This is a genomic window from Ferrimonas sediminicola, from assembly GCF_005116715.1.
Lineage (GTDB): Bacteria > Pseudomonadota > Gammaproteobacteria > Enterobacterales > Shewanellaceae > Ferrimonas > Ferrimonas sediminicola.
Genome location: NZ_SWCI01000011.1, coordinates 42,214 through 66,025, shown reverse-complemented (window position 1 = coordinate 66,025; position 23,812 = coordinate 42,214). Strand labels below are relative to the sequence as shown.

20 protein-coding genes are annotated in these 23,812 nt (G+C 63.1%); 14 read left to right on the top strand and 6 right to left on the bottom strand.

Annotation, left to right across the window (positions count from 1 at the left end; genetic code table 11):
• Nucleotides 1–536 precede the first annotated feature (536 nt).
• Both nagA and FCL40_RS14665 read right to left on the bottom strand, forming a co-directional pair.
• A complete protein-coding gene (nagA, locus tag FCL40_RS14670) occupies nt 537–1,673 on the bottom strand; it encodes an N-acetylglucosamine-6-phosphate deacetylase (RefSeq protein ID WP_136854049.1) in 1,137 nt (378 codons plus the stop codon).
• Nucleotides 1,673–3,379 (bottom strand): glycoside hydrolase family 3 protein, encoded by a 1,707-nt coding sequence (locus tag FCL40_RS14665; RefSeq protein WP_136854048.1) that lies wholly within the window; start codon nt 3,377–3,379, stop codon nt 1,673–1,675. Before FCL40_RS14665 ends, nagA begins: the two co-directional genes overlap by 1 nt.
• A 273-nt stretch (nt 3,380–3,652) precedes the next feature.
• On the opposite strand from FCL40_RS14665, the gene gmk reads away from it, so the two are divergent.
• The 8 genes from gmk (at nt 3,653) to FCL40_RS14620 (ending at nt 13,103) form a co-directional block, all read left to right on the top strand.
• Nucleotides 3,653–4,276: a guanylate kinase gene (gene gmk, locus FCL40_RS14660; protein ID WP_136854047.1), complete on the top strand. Its 624-nt coding sequence runs from the start codon at nt 3,653–3,655 to the stop codon at nt 4,274–4,276.
• Between the two features lie 59 nt (nt 4,277–4,335).
• A complete protein-coding gene (rpoZ, locus tag FCL40_RS14655) occupies nt 4,336–4,614 on the top strand; it encodes a DNA-directed RNA polymerase subunit omega (RefSeq protein WP_028109328.1) in 279 nt (92 codons plus the stop codon).
• 21 nt (nt 4,615–4,635) lie between these two features.
• A complete protein-coding gene (gene spoT / locus FCL40_RS14650) occupies nt 4,636–6,735 on the top strand; it encodes a bifunctional GTP diphosphokinase/guanosine-3',5'-bis pyrophosphate 3'-pyrophosphohydrolase (RefSeq protein ID WP_136854046.1) in 2,100 nt (699 codons plus the stop codon).
• 19 nt (nt 6,736–6,754) lie between these two features.
• A complete protein-coding gene (locus FCL40_RS14645; protein WP_136854045.1) occupies nt 6,755–7,138 on the top strand; it encodes a RidA family protein in 384 nt (127 codons plus the stop codon).
• 76 nt (nt 7,139–7,214) lie between these two features.
• Nucleotides 7,215–7,922 (top strand): tRNA (guanosine(18)-2'-O)-methyltransferase TrmH, encoded by a 708-nt coding sequence (gene trmH, locus FCL40_RS14640; protein ID WP_136854044.1) that lies wholly within the window; start codon nt 7,215–7,217, stop codon nt 7,920–7,922.
• A gap of 377 nt (nt 7,923–8,299) precedes the next feature.
• Entirely contained in the window at nt 8,300–9,973 is a 1,674-nt protein-coding gene (locus FCL40_RS14635; protein ID WP_136854043.1) for an AMP-binding protein, read from the top strand.
• 121 nt (nt 9,974–10,094) lie between these two features.
• A complete protein-coding gene (gene recG / locus FCL40_RS14630; RefSeq protein WP_136854042.1) occupies nt 10,095–12,170 on the top strand; it encodes an ATP-dependent DNA helicase RecG in 2,076 nt (691 codons plus the stop codon).
• Between the two features lie 60 nt (nt 12,171–12,230).
• Entirely contained in the window at nt 12,231–13,103 is an 873-nt protein-coding gene (locus FCL40_RS14620; RefSeq protein ID WP_169307141.1) for a DUF3014 domain-containing protein, read from the top strand.
• A 48-nt stretch (nt 13,104–13,151) separates the two neighbouring features.
• Here FCL40_RS14620 and FCL40_RS14615 read toward each other — a convergent pair whose 3' ends face one another.
• Complete coding sequence (locus FCL40_RS14615) at nt 13,152–14,021, bottom strand: bifunctional GNAT family N-acetyltransferase/hotdog fold thioesterase (RefSeq protein ID WP_136854040.1); 870 nt, start codon at nt 14,019–14,021, stop codon at nt 13,152–13,154.
• A 150-nt stretch (nt 14,022–14,171) separates the two neighbouring features.
• Between FCL40_RS14615 and FCL40_RS14610 the strand changes: the two genes are divergently transcribed.
• Nucleotides 14,172–15,044 carry a chemotaxis protein gene (locus FCL40_RS14610; protein ID WP_136854039.1) on the top strand — a complete coding sequence of 291 codons (873 nt, stop codon included), beginning with the start codon at nt 14,172–14,174 and terminating at the stop codon, nt 15,042–15,044.
• A gap of 74 nt (nt 15,045–15,118) precedes the next feature.
• Here the strand turns inward: FCL40_RS14610 and dtd are convergent, their stop codons facing one another.
• Entirely contained in the window at nt 15,119–15,556 is a 438-nt protein-coding gene (gene dtd, locus FCL40_RS14605; protein WP_136854038.1) for a D-aminoacyl-tRNA deacylase, read from the bottom strand.
• 148 nt (nt 15,557–15,704) lie between these two features.
• Nucleotides 15,705–16,583, bottom strand: a complete 879-nt coding sequence (locus FCL40_RS14600; RefSeq protein ID WP_136854037.1) for a virulence factor BrkB family protein — start codon at nt 16,581–16,583, stop codon at nt 15,705–15,707.
• A 397-nt stretch (nt 16,584–16,980) separates the two neighbouring features.
• On the opposite strand from FCL40_RS14600, the gene FCL40_RS14595 reads away from it, so the two are divergent.
• The 4 genes from FCL40_RS14595 (at nt 16,981) to FCL40_RS14580 (ending at nt 20,175) form a co-directional block, all read left to right on the top strand.
• On the top strand, nt 16,981–17,856 hold the full coding sequence (locus FCL40_RS14595) for a DMT family transporter (RefSeq protein ID WP_205729143.1): 876 nt from the start codon (nt 16,981–16,983) through the stop codon (nt 17,854–17,856).
• Between the two features lie 108 nt (nt 17,857–17,964).
• Nucleotides 17,965–18,183, top strand: a complete 219-nt coding sequence (locus FCL40_RS14590) for a hypothetical protein (RefSeq protein ID WP_136854036.1) — start codon at nt 17,965–17,967, stop codon at nt 18,181–18,183.
• Nucleotides 18,184–18,192: 9 nt separating this feature from the next.
• The gene (locus tag FCL40_RS14585; protein ID WP_136854035.1) at nt 18,193–18,825 is read left to right on the top strand and encodes a DUF2959 domain-containing protein; all 633 of its coding nucleotides are present in this window, start codon (nt 18,193–18,195) and stop codon (nt 18,823–18,825) included.
• 114 nt (nt 18,826–18,939) lie between these two features.
• Nucleotides 18,940–20,175, top strand: coding sequence for a 4Fe-4S binding protein (locus tag FCL40_RS14580; protein WP_136854034.1), 1,236 nt, complete (start codon nt 18,940–18,942; stop codon nt 20,173–20,175).
• 63 nt (nt 20,176–20,238) lie between these two features.
• Here the strand turns inward: FCL40_RS14580 and typA are convergent, their stop codons facing one another.
• Complete coding sequence (gene typA / locus FCL40_RS14575) at nt 20,239–22,077, bottom strand: translational GTPase TypA (RefSeq protein WP_136854033.1); 1,839 nt, start codon at nt 22,075–22,077, stop codon at nt 20,239–20,241.
• Nucleotides 22,078–22,359: 282 nt separating this feature from the next.
• Between typA and glnA the strand changes: the two genes are divergently transcribed.
• The gene (gene glnA / locus FCL40_RS14570) at nt 22,360–23,769 is read left to right on the top strand and encodes a glutamate--ammonia ligase (protein ID WP_136854032.1); all 1,410 of its coding nucleotides are present in this window, start codon (nt 22,360–22,362) and stop codon (nt 23,767–23,769) included.
• Nucleotides 23,770–23,812: the final 43 nt, after the last annotated feature.

Below are 23,812 nucleotides of genomic sequence, written 5' to 3'. Positions count from 1 at the left end.
GTCGGATCTCAACCCGGGCACCGGTGTGTGCCCGGGTTCAGCAACAGCATCTGACCCTGACAGCCGCCGGGCCGAGTGGCCGCCGCCCAGGGAAAGCAAAAAAAGAGGGCCATAAGGCCCTCAAAAAAACGATATAAGATAATGATGAAACTGGAGATTCTGGTCCTTGGTGCGCTGAACCATTGGGATCAGGATAGCGAAGCCGGCTGTCGGGGTATAACGGAGTGTCACTATTGCCGTAATCGGATTATCCTTTTTGAATGGCGCTCCGTAATGCACTGTTTCGCTTCAAGAGGAGCAGAGGGGCGGTACGCCCGGCGGCCGCCGGCCAAAAAAAGAGGGCCAGAGGGCCCTCAAAAAAGCGATATGAGATGATGATGAAACTCGGTACTCTGGGCCCTGGTGCTGTGGGCCATTGAGGTCAGAATACTCGGCTTCATCGGCGGCGTATAACGGAGTGTGGCTATCGACATAATCGGTTTTGCCGTTTTGAATAACACTCCGCAATCCCGAACAGCGCTCAAAATGGGCGCAAATCACGCCTCGTCTCGCCACAGAGGCTCACCGGCGACCCAACTGCCGATGACCCGCATCCCCTCACCCAGCAGCACCATGTTGGCCAGGGCGCCCGGCTTGAGGTGCCCCAGCACCGCCTCCATACCCACGGCCCGGGCGGGGTTGGCCGACGCCATCCTCAGCGCCTGACCCGGCGGCACATCGAGGGCGGCGATGGCGTTCAGCACCGCCCGGTTCATCTCCAGCACCGAGCCCGCCAGCTCACCGTCAGGCCCCAGCAACCGATCGCCATCGCGGTTGACCCGACGCCCCACCAGCTCAAAACTGTGATGCTCACCGCCCACCGGCGGCATGGCGTCGGTGACCAGCATCAGGTTGTCCCGTCCCTTGCATTTGAGCGCCAGCCGGGCGGCGCGGTAATCCATATGGTGGCCATCGAGGATCAGCCCCGCCATGCTGTGCTCATCCAGCAGGGCGGCCCCCACCATCCCCGGCGCCCGTGAAGCCAGGGGAGACATCGCATTGAACAGGTGGGTAAATCCGCAGGCACCTGCGGCCAGGGCGCGCTCCACCTGATCGGCGTTGGCGTTGGAGTGCCCGAGGAAAACGATCACCCCCAGGGAGATCAGGGTGCGGATCTCCGCCTCCGAGACCGTCTCCGGCGCCAGGGTGACCAACTTGATCCCCAGGTCATCCCGGGCGTAGAGCTGCCACTCCGCCTCGCCGATGGGGCGCATCTGCTCGGGGTTATGCACCCCGCGCTTGCCCGTGGCCAGGTGCGGCCCCTCGAAGTGAATCCCCAGGATGCCGAAGGGGCTGGACTGACGGGCGCGGGCGACCGCGTCGGCCGCCCGGGTCATCACCGCCAGATCATCGCTGATCACCGTCGGCAGCATGGCGGTGGTGCCGAAGCGGCCATGTGCCCTGAGCACCGACAACACCTGCTCGCCCTCGCGGACCTGGTTGAACAGCAGCCCACCGCCGCCATTGACCTGAAGATCCACGAAGCCGGGCGCCAGGATCCCCTGGAGTTTCTCATCCCAGCGGTTGCGCTCCTTGTCCAGGGCGGTGACCCGCCCCCTCTCCACGGTCAGGACCACGTTCTTCAGCATCTGCTGACCATCAAACAGCTGGCTGACCAGGTAGCGTCGACTCATCACTCAATCTCCTTCAGGGGCAGCCGCCCCGGTGCCGGGGCCAGTCCCAGCAGCACCCGGGCCAGTGCATCGTAGCTCGTCCCCCGTCCGGGACGATCAAGGTGGTAGGCAAAGCTGGCCAGGGCCCAGTGGCACCAGGGGCTGACCAGGGGAAACTCGTAGGGGGCCCGCAGACTCAGGTGCACCACCGACCGGCCGCGGCGGCGGGCCTGCTCCAGCAGGGTGGCCAGCCGCCGGGGTCGGTGGGCTCGGATCAGCGCCTGCTCATCCAGGGCCGCCAGGTCCTCCATCCCCCCCAGCTCGGCCACGCTCTGGCGGGGGGAGACGAAACCGCTGACCACCAGTTCGGCCTGGTCCAGCGCCGTCCGCAGCTTGTCGTCGGTCTGCAGCAGGCTGGCACAGACCAGCTCCAGCGTCGGCGCCAGCTCCTGCAGGGCCGACGCCAGGGCGTGTGCCTTGTCGAGGTCGGGCAGCAACAACAGCCAGCGGCGGTGCGCCCCGGCTGGCTTCGGCAGGGTGTTGGCACAGAGTTCGGTGATGGCTGCAGAGGCCAGTCGCCGCTCCAGCTGCCGGTGGGACTCGCAGCCGAGGACCTCCGCCGACAAGGCCGGGACCGAGGGCAGCCGCGCCTTCAGCCGGCCGATCCTCGCCAGGGAGTGGCGCCAGTCGTCGCCATCCAGCCGCCCCCCTGTGAGAGCCTCCCTGATTGCCGCCACCAGCCGCTCCAGCTTGGCCAGATCCTCCTCGCAGCGGATGCGCACCGGCATCAGGGCGATGTCTACCCCGGCGGCGAAGGCGTGGATCACCGCCTCGGTCAGATCCAGCCAGCCGCTGATACCGGCCATATCCAGGGCGTCGGTGATCACCACCCCCTGATACCCCAGCTCCTGCCGCAGCAGATCGGTGATGATCCTGCGGGAGAGGGTGGCCGGCACCAGATGCTGTCTGCCGTCCAAACCGGTCAGGGTGGTGCTGTCCAGGGCGGGATACTGGATGTGGGCGGTCATCACCATCGCCGGCTGAACCTGGCGCAGAATGGTGCGGTAGGGGGCCAGCTCCACCCTGTCAAGATGGGCTCGGTCGTGGTCCACCCTGGGCAGTCCGGTGTGGCTGTCGCTGTGGGTATCCCCATGGCCGGGAAAGTGTTTTAGGGTGGCGAGGACCCCGGCCGCTTCCAGCCCCCGAACCTGGGCCAGCCCCAACCGGGCCACCTGATCCGGGTCATCGCCGTAGGCACGCACGTTGATCACCGGATTCTGCGGGTTATTGTTCACATCGACACAGGGGGCATGGTTGACATTGATCCCCAGGGCCGCCAGCTCCCGTCCCATCACCGACGCGACCTCTGCCGCCAGTTGTGGCTGCGACGGTTCGGCCGCCCCCAGCGCCATGTTGCCGGCAAAGGCGGTGGTGTGCTCCCTGGGGGTGCGGCACACCCGGCCCCCCTCCTGATCCACCGAGATCAGCAGAGGCCGTGGACAGGGCGAGCAAGCCGCCGCCTGCTGCAGCTGCGACGTCAGGGCCCGGATCTGCGCCGGGCTCTGCAGGTTGTCGGAAAACAGGATCACCCCGCCGAGGCCGTGGCGGGCGATCCACTCCGCCACCGCCGCGGGCAGGCGGGTCATCGGGGTGCGCGTATCCGGGTCGTCGCCGAAATAGCGCAGGTCAATCATCAGCTTTTGGGGGATCTGCTGTTCCAGGGTCATGACAAGGTGCCGGGTCAATTCATTGAGTTAGAGTCACATCAGGACCACGGCCGATCAAGGAGAAATGGCGCCAGCCATGGAGGGACTCCCGTTTTCCTGCTGTAAACGGGTGATTTATCCACCCAATCATGGTAATTTACGCCGCCTCAGAATCAGGTGGCCGGCCCTTGCTTCTTGCCGCCACTGTCACTAGAACTTAGACACCGGAGCCCCCCGGCCCTGCATAGCAGAGGCGGCGGACCGGTTTTAACTTTTTTCAGGGTAAAAGCAGCCATGGCCCGTCGTGGAAATCTATTCATTGTCTCGGCCCCTAGTGGTGCAGGTAAGTCGTCGCTGATCGGCGCCCTGCTGAAGGACAAGCCTGCGGACATGCAGGTGTCCGTCTCACACACCACCCGCGCTCCCCGTCCTGGCGAGCAGGACGGCGTCCATTACCACTTCGTCGACAAGGCAGCCTTCGAGGCCCTGATTGACCAGGGGGCCTTCTTCGAGTGGGCCGAAGTGTTCGGCAACTACTACGGCACCTCCCGGGTGACCATCGAGCAGACCCTGGACAGGGGGATCGACGTCTTCCTCGACATCGACTGGCAGGGCGCCCGTCAGGTGAAGGCGCTGATGCCCGAGGCGATCGGCGTGTTTATCCTACCCCCCTCCCGCGAGGAGCTGGAGCGCCGCCTCAACAGTCGCGGCCAGGACAGCGCCGACACCATCGCCGCCCGCATGGCGGATGCGGTGACGGAGATGAGCCACTTCAATGAGTACGACTACCTGATCGTCAACAAAGATTTCGACACCGCCCTGGCGGAGTTCTCCGCCATTGTTTTGGCCAACCGGCTGCATCTGGCTGGGCAAAAAAGTGTCCACGGTGATATGCTAGATGATCTGTTGGCAGGCTAGTCAACTTCATGTACACTTTTGCGTCATTTTTTTAAGCTCAAACACAGGAGTTCCTTTTCATGGCACGCGTAACTGTTGAAGACGCCGTAGATAAGATTGGCAACCGTTTTGACCTGATCCTGGTCGCCTCTCGCCGTGCGCGTCAGCTGTCTGTAAACGGCAAGGAACCGCTGGTCGAAGAGCAGAACGACAAGCCCACCGTGATCGCCCTGCGCGAAATCGAAGCGGGCCTGATCGATGCCAAAACCCTGGACGAGCAGGAGCTGCAAGCCCAGCGCGAGCAGGAAGCTGCCGAACTGGCTGCCGTCGCTGCCATCGCCGAAGGACGCACTCTGTAATTCCAGCCCCGGGGGTCGTCGTTGTATCTGTTTGAAAGCCTGAGGGAACTGGCATCCAGCTATCTGGATCCTGAGCAGGTCGAGAATCTCACTCGAGCGTATATCACCGCCAGAGACGCCCATGACGGGCAGACCCGATCCAGCGGCGAGCCCTACATTACCCACCCGGTTGCGGTCACTCGCATCCTAGCGGACATGCGCCTCGACTATGAGACCCTGGCCGCCGCCCTGATGCATGACGTCATCGAGGACACCGAACTCACCAAAGAGGATCTGGCCGAACAGTTCGGCCCCTCAGTGGCGGAGCTGGTGGAGGGCGTCTCCAAGCTGGACAAGCTCAAGTTCCGCGACAAGAAGGAAGCCCAGGCGGAGAACTTCCGCAAGATGGTCCTGGCCATGGTACAGGACATCCGGGTCATCCTGATCAAGCTGGCGGACCGCACCCACAACATGCGCACCCTGGGCTCCCTTCGCCCGGACAAGCGCCGGCGCATCGCCCGGGAAACCCTGGAGATCTACGCCCCCATCGCCAACCGGCTCGGCATCCACAACATCAAGAATGAGTTGGAGGATCTTGGGTTCTCCGCACTCTACCCCATGCGTCACCGGGTACTGAGGGAGGTGCTCCAGGCCGCCAGCGGCAACCGCAAGGCGATCATGAACTCCATCCGCGAGGCGATCATCGGCCGGCTGGACGACGTCACCATCGACGGCGAGGTATACGGCCGGGAGAAGAACCTCTACTCCATCTACAACAAGATGGTGAACAAGGAGTTGCAGTTTCAGGAGGTGATGGACATCTACGCCTTCCGGGTGATCGTCAAGGATATCGACACCTGCTACCGGGTGCTGGGGGCAATGCACACCCTGTACAAGCCCCGGCTGGACCGCTTCAAGGATTACATCGCCATCCCCAAGGCCAACGGCTACCAGAGCCTGCACACCTCTCTCTACGGCCCCCACGGCGTGCCGGTGGAGGTACAGATCCGTACCGAAGATATGGACCAGATGGCGGACAAGGGGGTGGCGGCCCACTGGCTGTACAAAGACGACGCTGAGGCCAACGCCACCACCGCCCAGGTGCGGGCACGCAAATGGATGCAAAGCCTGCTTGAACTGCAGCAAAGTGCGGGCAACTCCTTCGAATTCATCGAAAACGTCAAGACCGATCTGTTCCCGGACGAGATCTACGTGTTCACCCCCACCGGTAAGATCCTTGAGCTGCCCCTGGGGGCCACTCCGGTGGACTTCGCCTACGCGGTGCACACCGATGTGGGCAACGGTGCCGTCGGCGCCAAGGTCAACCGCCACGCCTACCCGCTGAGCCAGCCGCTGAAGTCGGGCCAGACCGTGGAGATCATCACCGCACCAGGCGCCCGCCCCAACGCCGCCTGGCTCAACTTCGTGGTCACCGCCAAGGCGCGGGCCAAGATCCGTCACGTGCTGAAGAACCTGCAGGACAGGGACGCCACCGCCCTGGGTAAACGTCTGCTCAACCATGCCCTGGGGGATCTGACCCTGGAGGACATCTCCGCCGAGCGCATCGATCAGGTGGTGGCCGAGTACCGTCACAACAGTTTCAACAGCCTGCTGGCGGACATCGGCCTGGGCAACGCCATGAGCCTGGTGGTGGCCCAAAAGCTGCGCGGCGAGCTGGAATCCACCGAGGGCAGAGACAAGCTGCCGATCCGCGGTGCCGAGGGGGTACTGCTCTCCTTCGCCAAGTGCTGCCGGCCAATCCCCGGTGACGACATCGTCGCCCACGTCAGCCCCGGCAAGGGCCTGGTGGTGCACATCGACAACTGCAGCAACATCCGCCGGGCCCGCGAAGTGGAGGCGGAGAAGTTCCTCAATGTGGAGTGGGATCAGGACAACCGGGAGGAGTACCTGACCGGACTGAGGATGGACATCATCAATCACCAGGGAATCCTGGCCAAGCTCACCTCCATCATTGCGGCCTGCGACGCAAATATTCATAATCTCAACACCGAAGAGAGGGAGGGTCGGGTCTACACCATCACCCTGACTCTGACGGTGAAGAACCGGGTACACCTGGCCAATGTGATGCGCAAGTTGCGAGTTCAGCCGGAAGTACTGAAAGTGATGCGCAGCCGTAACTAACACACTCTGTGGGGACACCATGACCGACAAGATCGTAATTGCCACCGACAACGCTCCCGCCGCCATCGGCACCTACTCCCAGGCGATCCGCGCCGGCGACACCGTCTACCTCTCCGGCCAGATTCCCCTGGTTCCCGAAACCATGGAGATGGTGGGCGAGGATTTCGACGCCCAGGTGGTCCAGGTGTTCGACAACCTGAAGGCGGTCTGTGAGGCCGCCGGAGGCAGCCTGCAGAAGCTGGTGAAACTGAACATCTACATGGTGGACCTAGCCAACTTCGCCAAGGTCAACGAGGTGATGGGGCAGTATATCCAGCAGCCCTATCCCGCCCGCGCCGCCATCGGCGTCAAGGAGCTGCCCAAGGGCTCCCTGGTAGAGATGGATGCGGTGATGGTGCTCTAATCCATCCCGGCAGACACCTATACTTTCGGGGGCGCATCGGCGCCCCCGGCTTCGTTTCCAACCTTAAGGAATCCCCATGAGCCCCGAACGCTTAGCCCGAATTAACGCCATGCTGGACAAGCGCCAGCCGGACCTGACCATCTGCATGGAGGAGGTCCACAAGCCGCACAACCTGGCGGCCATGGTGCGCACGGCCGACGCCGTCGGGGTTCACCAGGTGCACGCCATCTGGCCGGATCAGAAGACCAAGCTCGCCGGCGGCACCGCCACCGGCAGCCAGAACTGGGTCAGCCTCAAGTCCCACAACGCCATCACCGACGCCATCACCGACCTGCGCGCCCAGGGGATGCAGATCATCGCCACCAACCTGTCCGACACCGCCGTTGACTTCCGCGAGATCGACTACACCAAGCCCACCGCCATCCTGATGGGTCAGGAGAAATTCGGCATCACCCAGGAGGCCCTGGCCCTGGCAGACCAGGATGTAATCATCCCCATGGTGGGGATGGTGCAGTCCCTCAATGTCTCCGTCGCCACCGCCCTGATGCTCTACGAGGCCCAGCGTCAACGCCAAGAGGCGGGAATGTACGACCGCCGTACCCTGGATGACGGTGAGTGCCAGCGGCTGCTGTTCGAGGGGGGCCACCCCATCTTTGCCAAAATCTGCCGGCAGAAGGGCCTGCCCTACCCCAGGGTGGACCAGGAGGGTCAGATCGACGCACCCGACGAGTGGTGGCAGAAGATCCAGATGACCAAGGAGTCCTGGAACCACCTGGACGACTGATCCCCACTCCGCGGCGGCGCCCACACGCCGCCGCAACCTGCGGTCGCCACACGGCTGGCTTGCCCCGAAGCCCTCGCCGGGGCGGAGGGGAAAGATGAAAAACAGGGTTACCCTCCGCATCCTCCTCTCCCTCCAACCGAACCCACTGCCCAGACTCCGTTTTGGCGACAGAGATCACACAAACGCCGCCCGTTGCGACACCTTCGCACCCCCACATTCGCACCAATGGGTCAATGATCACACCCAAGGTGCTTTAAAAATGACCATTTCCTGCTATTTTCAAGTGGTTAGACCGGTTTTTCATATTCCGCCGGGAGAGCGGAATCCATAATCCCCACCAGGCGCATGGCCGGATAGGGACAGATGAGGGAGAGCAGATGGCTGAAAGATTCAAGACACCGGTAGAGCTGCTGGAGGAGTGGGCCAGGGTACAGGGCGACCAGATCTACCTGCGCCAGCCCAGGCAACGACAACTGCACGACTACTCCTGGAGCCAGGTGCACCAGATGGCCCACCGCCTGGCCGGTGCCCTGCATAAGCTGGGGTTCGAGAGGGGCGACAAGATCGCCATCCTGTCGAAGAACTGCGCCGAGTGGTTTATCACCGATCTGGCGCTGATGGTCGGCGGCTTCATCAGCATCCCCATCTACCCCACCGCCAACGTCGACACCATCGGCTATGTGCTGGAGCACTCCGGGGCCAAGGGGATCTTTCTCGGCAAACTGGACGATGGCCCGGAGCAGGAGCCGGCCATCCCCGCCGGCACCCTACGCCTGGGAATGGGGTACGAGGGGATCACCACCCAGTACCAGTGGCATCAGCTGCTGGAGATGGCGGAACCGGTGGAGACCCGCTACCCGGACGCCGACGAGGTAATGACCATCATCTACACCTCAGGATCCACCGGCAACCCCAAGGGCGCGGTGATGACCTTCGGCGCCTTCAGTTGGGCTGCCGACCGACTCACCCAGCACCTGGGCGGCACCCCCAAGGACCGGGTGATCTCCTACCTGCCCCTGGCCCACATCACCGAGCGCGCCTACATCTTCGGCAGCTCCATCGCCGGCGGCTGTACCGTCTATTTCGTCGAGAGCCTGGATACCTTCGTCGAGGATGTGCAGGTGGCCAACCCGGACTTCTTCCTGTCGGTGCCACGGCTGTGGACCCTGTTCCAGAAGAACATCATCGCCAAAGTGGGGGAGAGCAAGCTCAACCTGCTGTTGAACATTCCCGTGGTCAATGTCCTGATCGCCAGGAAGATTCGCAAGCAGTTGGGGCTGAATAACGCCCGCATCCTAGGCTGCGGCTCCGCCCCGGTCTCCCCGTCCCTGCTCAACTGGTACCGCCGCCTCGGCATGAACATCACCGAGGCCTGGGGGATGACCGAAAACGGCGCCTACGCCACCCTCAACTACCCCTTCAGGGCAGACAAGATCGGCACCGTCGGCGCCCCAGGGGTGGATTGCGAAGTGAAGCTGGGCGACGACCATGAGTTGCTGTTCAAGAGTCCGGGGCTGTTCCGCGAGTACTACAGGCAACCTGAGGCCAGCGCCGAGGCGTTCGACCAGCAGGGCTTCTTCCGCACCGGCGATCTGGCCGAGATCGACGATGACGGTTACGTCACCATCACCGGCCGGGTCAAGGACAACTTCAAGACCGCCAAGGGTAAGTTCGTCGCCCCGGTTCCCCTGGAGCGCAAACTGGCCCAGGAGAGCCGCATCGAGTTGCTGTGCGTCATCGGCTCCGGCCAGCCCTACCCGGTGGCCCTGGTGCAGCTCTCCGAAGCCGCCAGGAGTGAGTCCCGCACCGAGGTGGAGATCGCCCTGCGCAGCCTCTCCCGCCAGGTTAGCGGCACCATGGAGAGCCACTCCACCCTGGGCGGCATCCTGATCGTCGACGAACCCTGGACGGTGGAGAACGACGTGCTCACCCCCACCCTGAAGATCAAACGCCACGTGCTGGAGAAGCGCTATGGCCCGCTGATCGGCCACATGCGTGACGACATGGTGGTGTGGGAAGACCAGCTGGCCAAGGCCGCCAAGGCCAGCTAGGACACCGACTGCACCGCGGGGGCCCTATGGGCCCCCGCCTGTTTGCGTCGCCTAAGGGGCTGATTCCCTGAGGCAGGGCTGCTATTATCTGATCATATTTACAGTATTGATGGATCACTGAGTGACGGATCTGGCGGCACTGCCGGTGACCTCCCTCAAGGGAGTGGGCAGCAAAGTAGCGGAGAAACTGGCCAAGCTTGGCCTCGAATCGGTGCAGGACCTGCTGTTCCACCTGCCCCTGCGCTACGAGGACCGTACCCGGCTGTGGGCCATTGCCGAGCTGATGCCCGGCATCCATGGCACGGTGGAGGGCGAGATCCTCTCCAGCCAGGTGACCTACGGCCGCAAGCGGATGATGACCGTCAAGATGATGGACGCCAGCGGCAGCCTCACCCTGAGGTTTTTCAACTTCGCCATGGCCCAGAAGAACAGCCTGCAAAACGGCAAACGCATTCGTGCCTTCGGCGAGATCCGTCGCGGACTGCATGGGCTGGAGATCATCCACCCGGAGTACAGCCTCTCCGACGAGGCGGACGCACTGGCACTGCAGGAGCGGCTCACCCCCATCTACCCCACCACCGAAGGGCTGAAGCAGCTGAGCCTGCGCAAACTGGCCGAGCAGGCGGTGGATAAGCTGCGCTCCGCCCGGGTGCCGGAACTGCTGCCCGAGGGCCTCTACGACCAACAGGTGAGCATGGCCCAGGCTCTGGAGTATGTCCATCGTCCCCCCGCCGACGCCGACGTGGAGCTGCTGGCCCAGGGGCAGCACCCCAACCAGCAACGTCTGGCGATGGAGGAGCTGCTGGCCCAGAACCTCTCCATGCTGCAGCTGCGCCAGAGCGCCGACCAGCACCGTGCCCAGCCCCTGGCCCTGGATCCCTCCCTGGAGCAGGATTTCCTGGCCCGGCTGCCCTTCGAACCCACCGCCGCCCAGAAGCGGGTGGTGGCCGAGATCCGCGCCGACCTGGCCGCCCCGCAGCCGATGATGCGCCTGGTTCAGGGTGACGTAGGCTCCGGCAAGACCCTGGTGGCCGCGCTGGCGGCCCTGACCGCCTTGGGACAGGGACGCCAGGTGGCGTTGATGGCCCCCACCGAACTGCTGGCCGAGCAACATGCCCTGGCCTTCGCCAACTGGCTGGAGCCCCTGGGTTATCCGGTGGCCTGGCTGGCGGGTAAGCTCAAGGGCAAGGCCAGGGAGCAGACCCTGGCCCGGGTGGCCGATGGCACCGCCAGGATGATCGTTGGCACCCATGCCATCTTCCAGGACCAGGTCAGCTTCGACCACCTGGCGCTGATCATCATCGATGAGCAGCACCGCTTCGGGGTGCACCAGCGACTGGAGCTGCGGGAGAAGGGGCTCAAGGAGGGGAACTACCCCCACCAGTTGATCATGACCGCCACCCCCATCCCCCGCACCCTGGCGATGACCGCCTACGCCGATCTCGACACCTCGGTCATCGACGAGCTGCCCCCGGGACGCACCCCGGTGACCACAGTGGCCATCGGCGACAACCGCCGCCACCAGGTGGTGCAGCGGGTTCGCCAGGCCTGCAAGAAGCAGGGACGTCAGGCCTACTGGGTGTGCACCCTGATCGATGAGTCCGAGGTGCTCCAGTGCCAGGCCGCCGAGGACACCGCCCGGGAGCTGGGGGAACAACTGGCGGATTTGCGAGTCGGACTGGTACATGGACGGATGAAGCCGGCGGACAAACAGCAGGTGATGGAGCAGTTCAAGGGGGGAGAGCTGGATCTGCTGGTGGCCACCACGGTGATCGAGGTGGGGGTGGACGTGCCCAACGCCAGCCTGATGATCATCGAAAATCCGGAGCGGCTGGGCCTGGCCCAGTTGCACCAGCTTCGGGGCCGGGTGGGCCGGGGCAGCACCGCCAGCCACTGCGTGCTGCTGTATCATCCCCCGCTGTCCAAGACCGCCCAGGCGCGCATCGGCGTGCTGAGGGAGAGCAATGATGGCTTTGTCATCGCCCAGAAGGATCTGGAGATTCGTGGCCCCGGCGAAGTACTGGGCACCAAGCAGACCGGCTTGGCGGATCTGAAGATCGCCGACCTGGTTCGGGATGGCGCCCTCATCCCCCAGGTGAAGCGGCTGGCGGAGCACCTGATGCGGAATCACCCCCAAAATGTGCAGCCGCTTATAGATAGGTGGTTAAAAGGGCGAGAGATTTACAGCCAAGCCTAGACAGCCCGGAGTAATTTTGCACAATGGGAAACCGGGTCGGCAGAGGAGCAGAGACACCAGATGAATTCCAACGAACGCGACACCTCCAGTTCCAGCAACAACACCCTCGTCATGGGCGCGGTGGCGCTGGTGATCCTGCTCAGCATCGGCGCCTGGGTCTACCTGGCGGGCGAGCCTGAGTCCCCCAAGGTGACCGCCGATCCCATTGAGCCGGTGATCGAGCCTGCGGTGGAGGTCCCCACCGAGCCGCTGCCGACGGAACCTGTGGTGGAACCGGAGCCGCAGCCCGAGCCCGAACCTGAGCCGGCAGAGCCGGAACCCCAGCCGGAACCCCAGCCGGAACCCCAGGTGGTGCTGCCCAGCCTGGCCGAATCCGACGATTTCGCCAAGGGCGAACTGAACAAGCTGGCCGATGGCATGCAGCTGGGGCAGCTGCTGGTGTCCGACAGCCTGGTGCGCCGCTTTGTCAGCCTGGTGGATAACCTGGCCCAGGGCAATGTGCTGCGTACCCAGGGGCCGTTCAAGAAGCTCACCGAACAGTTCAAGGCGGTGGACGTGAACGGCCAACTCTACCTGGATCCCGATGGCTTCCACCGATTCGATGCCTACACCAGCTTCCTCTACCGCCTGGATGAGCAGGCGCTGCGGGACAGCTACCTGCTGATGGAGCCCCTGTTCGAGCAGGCCTACGCCGAACTAGGCTACGAGGACGGCTTCCGGGCACGGATGATGGAGGCGATCAACCTGATGCTGGCGGCCCCGGAGATCGACACCGCCATCGCCCTGGAGAGTCACTCGGTGAACTACACCTTCCAGGATGACAAGCTGGAGGGACTCAGCGATGCCGCCAAGCTGATGCTGCGCATGGGCCCGGACAACGCCGGCAAGCTCAAGTCCACCCTGCGCCGATTCAAGGCCGCCATGAACGACTGAGTCTCCCAACAACAGCAAAAAGCCCCGCTTTGCGGGGCTTTCTTTTGGTCACGCACCGGGCCCGGGCGGCAACACCGCAAACAGCGCCTCCAGGGTCAGGCCGTCGGCCAGCTGAACCGTCAACGGCACCTTGGCGTTGCGCCCCTGGCTCAGGGGGGAGAGATCCAGCTCCCCGGCCTCGACCCAGGCATGGGGAGAGTGGCGCACCGGCCTGCTGTAGTTGACCTCGGCCCTGGCCAGCACGATCTCCCCCTCGACGCCCTGGAGCTGCAGCTCCAGCCACACCCGCCCCCAGCCGGTCAGAGTGGCCTGGCTGTAGCCCGCCCCGGCAAACAGGGTGCCATGCAGGTTGCGGCCACGCTCGAAGCTGGCGCGGGTCTCGAACCGGTGTCCGTCAAAGCCGTGCGCCTCCACCTGCATGAACTCGGACAGGGGGATGGTGGCATGCCAGGTATCGGTGAGCCGCGTCACCGCCGCCGGCAACAGCTTGGCCATGCGGCGGTGGGGCACGGCACCGAACAGGGTGTGCCCCTGCCCCAAATCGCGGTAGCCCCTGGCCAGATAGAAAGGCGCCTGCTCCTCCCTGGCCTGCAGCTCGATCGCCTCCAGGCCCGAGGCCTGTGCCGCCTGCTCCAGCGCGTGCAGCAGACGGCCGCCCAGGCCACGGCCCTGCCACTCAGGCTCCACCGCCATAAAGCGGATCTGGCCACGCCGGCACGACAGGGGGTGCAACCGGCCGGTGGCCAGGATGCGGCCGGATTGATCCGACAGTGCCCGATGCACCGCCTCCCCTTCGAGCTCATCCTGCTCACTGCCCCTGGGCTGATCCCAGGGGGCGCGCAAGACGCGATATCTCAGGTCGAACACCTGGGACAACTGCTGGTGGCTGGGGGCGAAGATCTTCATGGCTGGGTCCATAACCTGTTCCAGAACAAATTAGCGATGAGAATATCATAGATAGGCTGGACACCCCGGCCCGACCAAGGCATCTTGGGCGGACCGCGGGCTCAAGCCTGGGCCGCGTTGGTCGATATAGAGTTAAGTCTGTCGTCAGTTGGGATTTTTGGGATGACTCAAGAGAACAATCGCCAGGAGTTTCTGGTTTTTACCCTGGGCCCTAAACGTGCTTTCGCCATCACCACCCTGAAAGTGAGGGAGATCGTCACCACTCGCCAGTTCAACCAGATCCCCGGCAGCCATCCCTGCGTGGTGGGCACCATGCCCCTGCGCGGCCACACCCTGACGGTGATCGATCTGGCCAGCGCCATCGGCATGCGATCGGACGAGTGCCGGCAGGTGGTGGTGTGCGAGGTCCAGGGCAAGCTGTTTGGCCTGCTGGTCACCGGCATCGACACCATCCACTATTGCAACAGCAACGATGTAGCCGCCATGCCCAGCAGACTGGGGGACTCCAGCTACAGCTCCGGCGTGATTCGCCGCGACCACGACCTGGTGCAGGTGCTGGATCTGGAGCGCATCCTCAACGAGACCGTCGGCCTCAATGCCAACCGGCAGGTGGAGGATTTCATCCTCACTCCGGAGACCCTGTCGGAGATTCGCGGTCAACGCATCCTCATCTGTGACGACTCCCGCTTCGCCCGCCGTCAGTTGGCGATGGTGCTGGAGCAGCACGGCATCGACTACCACAGCGCCCCCAACGGCCGGGCCGCCCTGGAGACCCTGCAGCGTCAGGCCAACGCCGGTGTACCGATCCAGATCCTGGTGTCGGACATCGAGATGCCGGAGCTGGACGGCTACCAGCTGGCCACCACGGTGCGCGGCGAAGAGTGCCTCAAGGAGACCTACATCATCCTGCACACCTCCCTCAACAGCGATGTTTGCCGCCGCTACACCGAAAGCAGCGGCGCCAACGAGGGGCTCTGCAAGTTCGATCCGGAAGCGCTGCTGGCCGCCATCGCCCGGGGCGCCCACCACGACTGATCCGGCTCGGCCGGAAACAACAACGCCGCGGAGTCCGCGGCGTTGTCCGTTGGGGTCCAGGGCCCGTCTGCCCCCTAGACCTGCAGGTGAAAGGTCACCGGGCCGTCGTTGGTCAGGGACACCTGCATGTCGGCGGCAAACTCACCGGTCTCCACCTCCATGCCGCTGCTGCGGCAGTAGGCGACGAACTCCTGGTACAGGGCCTGGGCCTGGTCCGGTTTGCCGGCGCCAGAGAAGCTGGGACGCAGCCCCTTGCCGGTGTCCGCCGCCAGGGTGAACTGGCTCACCACCAGCAGCTTGCCGCCCGCCTGACGCACGTTGAGGTTCATCTTGCCCTCATCGTCACTGAAGATACGGTATTTCATCACCTTGTCCGCCAGCTTGCGCATCCGCTCACCGTCGTCCTGCCGCTCTACCCCCAGGAGCACCAGCAGCCCCCGGTCGATCTCGCCGGTGACCCGCCCCTCCACCTCCACTTTGGCGGTGGAGACCCGCTGCACTAATGCGATCATCTGTTACCTCGTCTGATTCAGCGCAACAGTTTGGCGAACCGCGCCGGTGAACTCAAGGCGATCTTTGCTCCCTAGAGATCGACCAACGTCACCTCAGGTCATGGGCTTGCCTGAGGAAACGACTGACGCAGCAACAACGCCTCCAGTTTTATGACTCCGCGTCCTTTTGTGGTTCGGTCACGGCGAAAAACTCCGGCAGGGACGCGGTGACCTCGGCCCCCAGCAGCAGGATCATCCAGGACAGATAGACCCAAACGAACAGAATGGGGATCACCGCCAGGGCGCCATAGATCGCCTCGTAGGAGGGGAAGGTGGTGATGTACCAGGCGAAACCGCGCTTGCCCGCCTCAAACAGCAGGGCCGCCACCACCGCCCCGGCCAGGGCATGATGGAAACGCACCCGGGTGTTGGGCACCAGGGAGTAGATCAGCACAAAGGCCAGCACCGACAGCAGGAAGGGCAGCTTGGCCATAAAAAAGGGCAGCATCCCCGACAGCCCCACATCAGACAACAGCTTCAGGGAGACCAGGTAGGAGGTCATTGCAATGCTGGCGCCCATCAGGATCGGTCCCAGGGTGAGGATCATCCAGTACATGGAGAAGGAGTAGACCCAGCGGCGCCGTTGGCGGATACGCCAGATCTGATTCAGCGCCTTGTCGATGGCGGAGATCAGCGCCAGCGCCACCACCGCCAGGAACACCACCCCCACTGCGGTCATCCGCGAGGCGTTGGCCACAAACTCGGTCAGATACTGCTGCACCACGCCGCTGGCGGTGGGGACAAAGTTGGTGTAGATGAACTGCTCCACCTGCTCCTTGACCCCCACAAACCCCGGAAAGGCGGAGAAGATGGAGAGCACCACCGCCATCAGCGGCACCAGGGAGAGCAGGGTCATGTAGGCCAGGTAGCCGGAGGTCACCTGAAGCCGGTTCTCCATGCTACGCCGGAACAGGAAGCGAAAGTAGGCGGGGATGCGCCGCCAGGGAAAGCTCTGCCACTGCAGCCGCGCCCGGGTGATGATATTCATAGTAATCCTGTGTTTATACCAAGTGCATTAAATATCTGGTCATTCATCTGAAATTTAACGGGCTTTAGGCAAGGCAGACAAGCGAAGCTCTAGTGGCTCTAAAGTAAGATTGCCTAACGCAGCATAAAGCCCGTTAAAATCCTCCCGGAGGGAACGCCTCTCTGCCACTGACTCGTTGTTTTATCCACTCGAAAGAGGCCCACTATGCCATAGCGGTTGCGCCTAGATTCTGTGGCAGAGAGACGTTCTGAATGGAGCAAATGCCTAATGCACTTGGTATTATCTCTATAAATGGATCATAACACCGGCTGAGGTGCTGTACAGTGCTGTCTCGGTTGACCCGGGTCAGGCCAGCTCCTATAGTGCGCCTCTCATCTCTCCAGGGAATCTTCGGCAAATGCCCAGCACCCGTGCCACTCCTCAGACCCACGCCGTCTATTATGCCCTGCTGTCCGCCCTGGGGTTCGCCCTGATGTCCGCCTGCGTCAAGCTGGCCAGCGCCCGCGGAGTCCCGGTGCTGGAGATCGTCGCCGCCCGGGCCCTGGTGTCGGTGTTGCTCAGCTACCTGGATATCCGTCGCAAGGGGATCGCACCACTGGGTCACAACAAGCCGTTGCTGCTGGCGCGGGGCGCCACCGGCGCCCTGGCGCTGATCTGCGTCTACTACGCGGTCACCACCCTGCCCCTGGCCGAAGCCACCCTGCTGCAATACCTGCATCCGGTGTTCACCGCCCTGCTGGCGTTTCACTTCCTGGGAGAGCGGATCCACCGCTTTACCCTGATCTGCATTGCCCTCTCCCTGACGGGCCTGGCCACCATGATGGTACCGGTGTGGTCCAGCACCGACACCCCCCTGCCCCTGCTGAGCCTGACCGCCGGCCTGGCGGGCGCCGGTGGCAGTGCCATCGCCTACATCCTGGTGAAAACACTGAGCAAGACCGAGGACAGCTCGGTGATCATCCTCTACTTCCCGATGCTGGCCCTGCCCCTGTCCCTGCTGTTACTGGGGGATGATCTGGTGATTCCTGAACCGGAGACGCTGGGGCTGCTGCTGCTGGTGGGGGTGTTCACCCAGGTGGGCCAGGTGGGGCTGACCAAGGCACTGCAGGGAGAGGTGGCCAACCGGGTGGTGGCCTACTCCTATGTGCAGGTGCTGTTCTCCCTCGCCCTGGGGTGGCTGGTGTTCGCCGAGCTCCCCTCCCTGTGGACCCTGGCCGGTGGTGGCCTGATCCTCAGCGGCGCCCTGTTCAACCTGCTGGCGCGCCGTGGCTGACACAGCCGTCTTGCTCATGGTGGCTCTGGTGGTAACATGGCAATCTAAACGACTGAGTTATCAATGCCCTCACTCAGCAATCCGGACGAGGGAAGCAAGGAGGTTCACATGTCCCGACAGGGTTCCGCCGGCAACGTCATCGCCGCCATCTGCAGTTTCTTCATTCCCGGACTGGGACAGCTGGTACAGGGGCGAATCCTGCCGGCGCTGCTGTTCTTTGTCTTCGTCAGCTCAGGCTACTTCTTCTATTTCCTCATCGTTCCCGCGGTGATCGCCGCACTGCTGCACCTCTGGTGCATCATCGACGCCGCCCGCTTTCGCAGCTAAGGAGCCCCCATGCGCTTTGTTGTTCTCACCCTGGCCCTGCTGCTGACCGGCTGCCAGTCCGCCTACTACGCCGCCGCCGAACAGGTGGGCTACCACAAGCGGGAGATCCTCACCGACCGGGTGGAGAGTGCCCAGGAGAGCCAGCAAGAGGCCCAGAAGCAGTTTAGCTCCGCCCTGGAGCAGCTGAAGACCCTGGTGGATTTCGACGGCGGCGATCTGGAATCGGTCTACGATCAGGTGCGGGACGAGTACCTGGCCTCGGAGAAGGCCGCCGACCAGGTGTCGCAGCGCATCGACGCCATCGACCATGTGGCCGGCGCCATGTTCGACGAGTGGCAGGATGAGCTTGAGCAGTACAGCTCCGCCAGCCTGCGTCGCACCAGCGAGAAACAGCTGCAGTCCACCCGCCGTCAGTACGACAAGATGCTCAGGAGCATGCGCCGGGCGGAGGAGAAGATGGTGCCGGTGCTGGCTCGCCTCAAAGACAACGAGCTCTACCTCAAGCACAACCTCAATGCCCGGGCGGTGACCGCCATCGGCAGCGAGTTCGGCAGTCTCAAGCGGGAGATCCAGTCTCTTATAACCGAGATGAATCGTGCCATTGCTGAATCTGATCAGTTCATTCAGACCCTGGGACAATAGAGTTTTGGTTTCGGCGCCAAACTGTTAAATGGGTCTAAAATCCACAACTCAGCCCCTGCTTTAACCGGCGAGGGCTGAGATACTGATGGCCATCTGAATCTGTATGGATGGCCCATGTCCTTTCTCGAGTCCCTTCTGTTGCTCACCGGCTGCACTGTGGCCCTGGGCATTCTCATCACCCTGAGCCGCACGCTCGGGGCGGTCGCCACTGTGTTGACCGCGGGACTGGGGTTGTTCATGGCCAGGGACGCCCTGCTACTGCTGGCGGCGCTGTGCTTCCTGATGACCCTGGGCGCCGGACGTCAGCTGATGCCCAACCGCCGCCCCTCCCGCACCCTGGATCACTTCGATCGACTGCGACAAATGACCCAGAACGCCTTTGCGGTGGCCATGGTGGTGATCGCCGTGCAGTACGGCCTGTACGCCATGCAGATGGAAGCCGGCAGCGTGTGGCTGACCCGCCCCAGTGTGGTGGACATCTACCTGCCGGTGACCGCCGGCATCTCCCTGCGCGCCTGGATAGAGCAGGGGGTGCTGGACCATCAGCACCCCGCCGCCCTGGTGATGTTCCTGGCCCTGATGGCCTCGGCCCTGGTGACCAAGCGGGCCTTCTGCAGCTGGATCTGCGCCGTCGGCTTCATCTCCGAGGTGATCTACCGTCGCGGCCACGACGCGGTCAAGCACGGCATCCGGGTGCCCAACTGGCTGGACAGCGGCCTGAGGATGACCAAATACGGCGTGCTGATCTGGCTGCTGACCCTGGTGCTGGAGCAGCCCTCGGCGGAGCTGGTCTCCTACCTGGACAGCGACACGCACCTGATGGCGGACCTCTCCCAATGGCAACAGTTTACCCACCCCAATGTGGTGGTGATGGTGCTGCTGGCGATGCTGCTGTTGCTGTCGGTGGTCAAGCGCAACGCCTTCTGCCGCTACTTCTGCCCCTATGGCGCCCTGATGGGGGTGCTGTCACTGTTGAGCCCCTTCAAGATCCGCCGTGACCGTGCCACCTGCTTGCGGGAGAGCGAGGGCAAGGACTGCAGCAAATGCCACCAGGCCTGCCCGTCGCAGATCCCGGTGCACCGGCTGGACACCGTCAACGTCGATGAGTGCCATGCCTGCCACCGCTGCGCCCAGGCCTGCCCGCAGAAGGGCGCCCTGACCCTGTCCCTGCCGGGGCGTTACCTGCCGCTGAAACCCTCGGTGATCCTGTTTATGCTGCTGATGTTTGTCGCCGTGGTACCCCTGCTCAGCTACCTGAGCGGCTACTGGCAGAGCAGCACTCCGGAGCAGGTCCGTCAGTCCATTCTGCCCCAGCTGGAGCAGATGCGGGTGCTGCCCCAGGCGGAGTAGCCAGCTTCAGCCACCGACAAAAAAGGGCCGCAGAGGCGGCCCTTTCTGATTCCTTGAGAGGAATTACTTCTTCGCTTCCCGGGAAGCGCGCTTGCGATCGGACTCGGTCAGCAGCTTCTTGCGGATGCGGATGCTCTCAGGGGTCACCTCGACCAGCTCGTCGTTGTCGATGAACTCCAGAGCCTGCTCCAGGGTCATCTTGATGGGCGGAGTCAGTACCTGGGCGTCGTCAGTGCCGGACGCACGGACGTTGGTCAGCTGCTTGCCCTTGAGCACGTTGACGGTCAGGTCGTTGTCGCGGCTGTGGATACCCACCACCATCCCTTCGTACACCTCGACACCGTGGCCGATCATCAGGCGACCGCGCTCCTGCAGATTGAACAGGGCGTTGGTCAGGGCCTTACCGGTGGCGTTGGCGATCAGCACGCCGTTGATGCGCTGGCCGATCTCGCCGCCCTTGTGGGGGCCGTACTTGAAGAAGGTGTGGTAGATCAGGCCGGTACCAGAGGTCAGAGTCATAAACTCGGTCTGGAAGCCGATCAGGCCACGGGAGGGCATGATGAAGTCCATGCGGATGCGACCCTTGCCGTCAGGGGCCATGTCGGTCAGCTCAGCCTTGCGCAGACCCAGCTTCTCCATGATGCTGCCCTGGTGCTCCTCCTCCACGTCCACGGTGACGGTCTCGTAGGGCTCCTCCAGCACACCGTCAACGGTACGCAGGATCACCTCGGGACGGGATACCGCCAGCTCGTAACCTTCACGGCGCATGTTCTCGATCAGCACACCCAGGTGCAATTCACCCCGGCCGGAGACGCGGAACTTGTCCGGATCGTCGGTCTCCTCCACGCGCAGGGCCACGTTGTGCACCAGCTCCTTCTGCAGACGCTCGAGGATGTTACGCGAGGTCACGTACTTGCCTTCCTGGCCGGAGAACGGGGAGGTGTTCACCTGGAAGGTCATGGTCACGGTGGGCTCATCCACGGACAGGGCCGGCAGGGCCTCCACCTCGGAGGGGCAGCACACGGTGTCGGAGATCTTCAGCTCACCCAGGCCGGAGATGGCGATGATGTCGCCCGCCTGAGCCTCTTCAACTTCGTGACGCTCCAAGCCCAGGTAACCCAGCACCTGGCCAACCTTGCCGTTGCGGATGGTGCCGTTGGCGCAGTGAATGGTCACCTGCTGGCCCACCTTGACCTTACCGCGGCTGACGCGGCCGACGCCGATAACGCCCACGTAGGAGTTGTAGTCCAGCTGGGAGATCTGCATCTGGAACGGACCGTCAACGTTGCCCTTGGGCGCTTCCACCTGCTCGATGATGGTTTCGAATAGGGGAGTCATGTCGGTACCGGCCTCTTCGGAGTCCTTGGAGGCCCAACCGTTCAGGGCGGAGGCGTACACCACCTGGAAGTCCAGCTGGTCGTCGGTGGCACCCAGGTTGTCAAACAGGTCGAACACCTGGTCCATCACCCAGTCGGGGCGGGCACCGGGCTTGTCGATCTTGTTGATCACCACGATGGGCTTCAGTCCCTGGGCAAACGCCTTCTGGGTCACGAAGCGGGTCTGGGGCATGGGACCCTCTTGGGCGTCCACCAGCAGCAGAACGCTGTCCACCATGGACATCACCCGCTCCACCTCGCCGCCAAAGTCGGCGTGTCCGGGGGTGTCCACGATGTTGATGCGATAGTCGTTCCACTTGATGGCAGTGTTCTTAGCCAGAATGGTGATACCGCGCTCTTTTTCCAGATCGTTGGAGTCCATCACCCGCTCATCCAGCTCGGTGCGGCTCTCCAGGGTTCCGGATTGCTGCAGCAGCTTGTCCACCAGGGTGGTCTTACCGTGGTCGACGTGCGCAATGATCGCAATATTTCGTAATTTATCCAGCACTGTTCTGCCTGGCTCCATATTAGGTTGCATCAAAAAGGCGGCCATTCTACTCTGTCATCACGCATCAGGACAGTGCTTTTTTTCACCAACGGACCCAAGCCATGGACGCCGCTGCCTTATCCCGAGTGCAATGCACCAAAAACGACCACCGGCCGCACCAAAATGGTGCATTTGTTCGTCCCCTGGCCCAGCCACCCCTCAACAATCTCTTTATAATCAGCCACTTAATTTTTTGGCACAGCTCTGGCATAAGAGGTGACAGAAACTTAGGGGCGCAAACGCCATTTGGAGGTAAATCGGATGTCTGTCGAACACGTATTGGAACTGATTAAAGAAAATGATGTGAAGTTTGTCGATCTGCGCTTCACCGATACTAAGGGTAAAGAGCAACACGTCTCCCTGCCCACCCACCAGGTTGGTGCCGACTTCTTCGAAGAGGGCAAGATGTTCGACGGTTCCTCCATCGCTGGCTGGAAGGGGATCAACGAGTCCGACATGGTTCTGATGCCCGACCCGGCCACCGCTGTTCTGGATCCCTTCACCGAGGAGGCGACCCTGAATCTCCGCTGTGACGTCATCGAACCCACCACCATGCAGGGTTACGATCGCGACCCCCGCTCCATCGCCAAGCGCGCCGAAGCCTACATGCGCTCAGCCGGCTTCGCCGACCAGGTCTTCTTCGGCCCCGAGCCGGAGTTCTTCCTGTTTGACGACGTGAAGTTCCACACCGACATGTCCGGCTCCATGTACCGCATCGACGCCGAAGAGGCCAGCTGGAACTCCGCCAAGGAGTATGAAGGCGGCAACATGGGTCACCGTCCAGGCGTCAAGGGCGGCTACTTCCCGGTGGCCCCCGTTGACTCCTCCCAGGACCTGCGCTCCGCCATGTGTCTGGTGATGGAGGAGATGGGCCTGACCGTCGAGGCGCACCACCACGAGGTGGCCACTGCCGGTCAAAACGAGATCGCCACCATGTTCAACAGCATTGTTGAAAAGGCGGACGAAATTCAGATCTACAAGTACGTGGTACACAACGTGGCCCACGCCTATGGCAAGTCAGCCACCTTTATGCCCAAGCCCGTGGTGGGCGACAACGGCTCCGGCATGCACTGCCACCAGTCCCTCTCCAAGGACGGTGTCAACCTGTTTGCCGGCGACAAGTACGGCGGCCTGTCCGAAACCGCCCTGTACTACATCGGCGGCATCATCAAGCACGCCCGCGCCATCAACGCCTTTGCCAACGCCTCCACCAACTCTTACAAGCGTCTGGTGCCCGGCTTCGAGGCCCCGGTGATGCTGGCCTACTCCGCCCGTAACCGCTCCGCGTCCATCCGTATCCCCGTGGTCCCCAGCCCCAAGGGTCGCCGCATCGAAGTGCGCTTCCCCGATCCGACCGCCAACCCCTACCTGGCGTTCGCAGCCATGCTGATGGCTGGCCTGGACGGAATCAAGAACAAGATTCACCCCGGCGAAGCGATGGACAAAGATCTGTACGACCTGCCCGCCGAGGAAGCGGCCGAGATCCCGACCGTGGCCGCCTCCCTGGAGCAGGCCCTGGAGTGCCTGGACGCAGACCGCGAGTTCCTGACCACCGGCGGCGTCTTCTCCGATGATTACATCGACTCCTACCTGGAGCTGAAGCGCGCCGAAGTCGAGCGCCTGAACATGACCACTCACCCCGTTGAGTTTGAGATGTACTACAGCTGCTAAGCCTGATCTCTGACAAAGCCCGCCCTCCGGCGGGCTTTTTTGT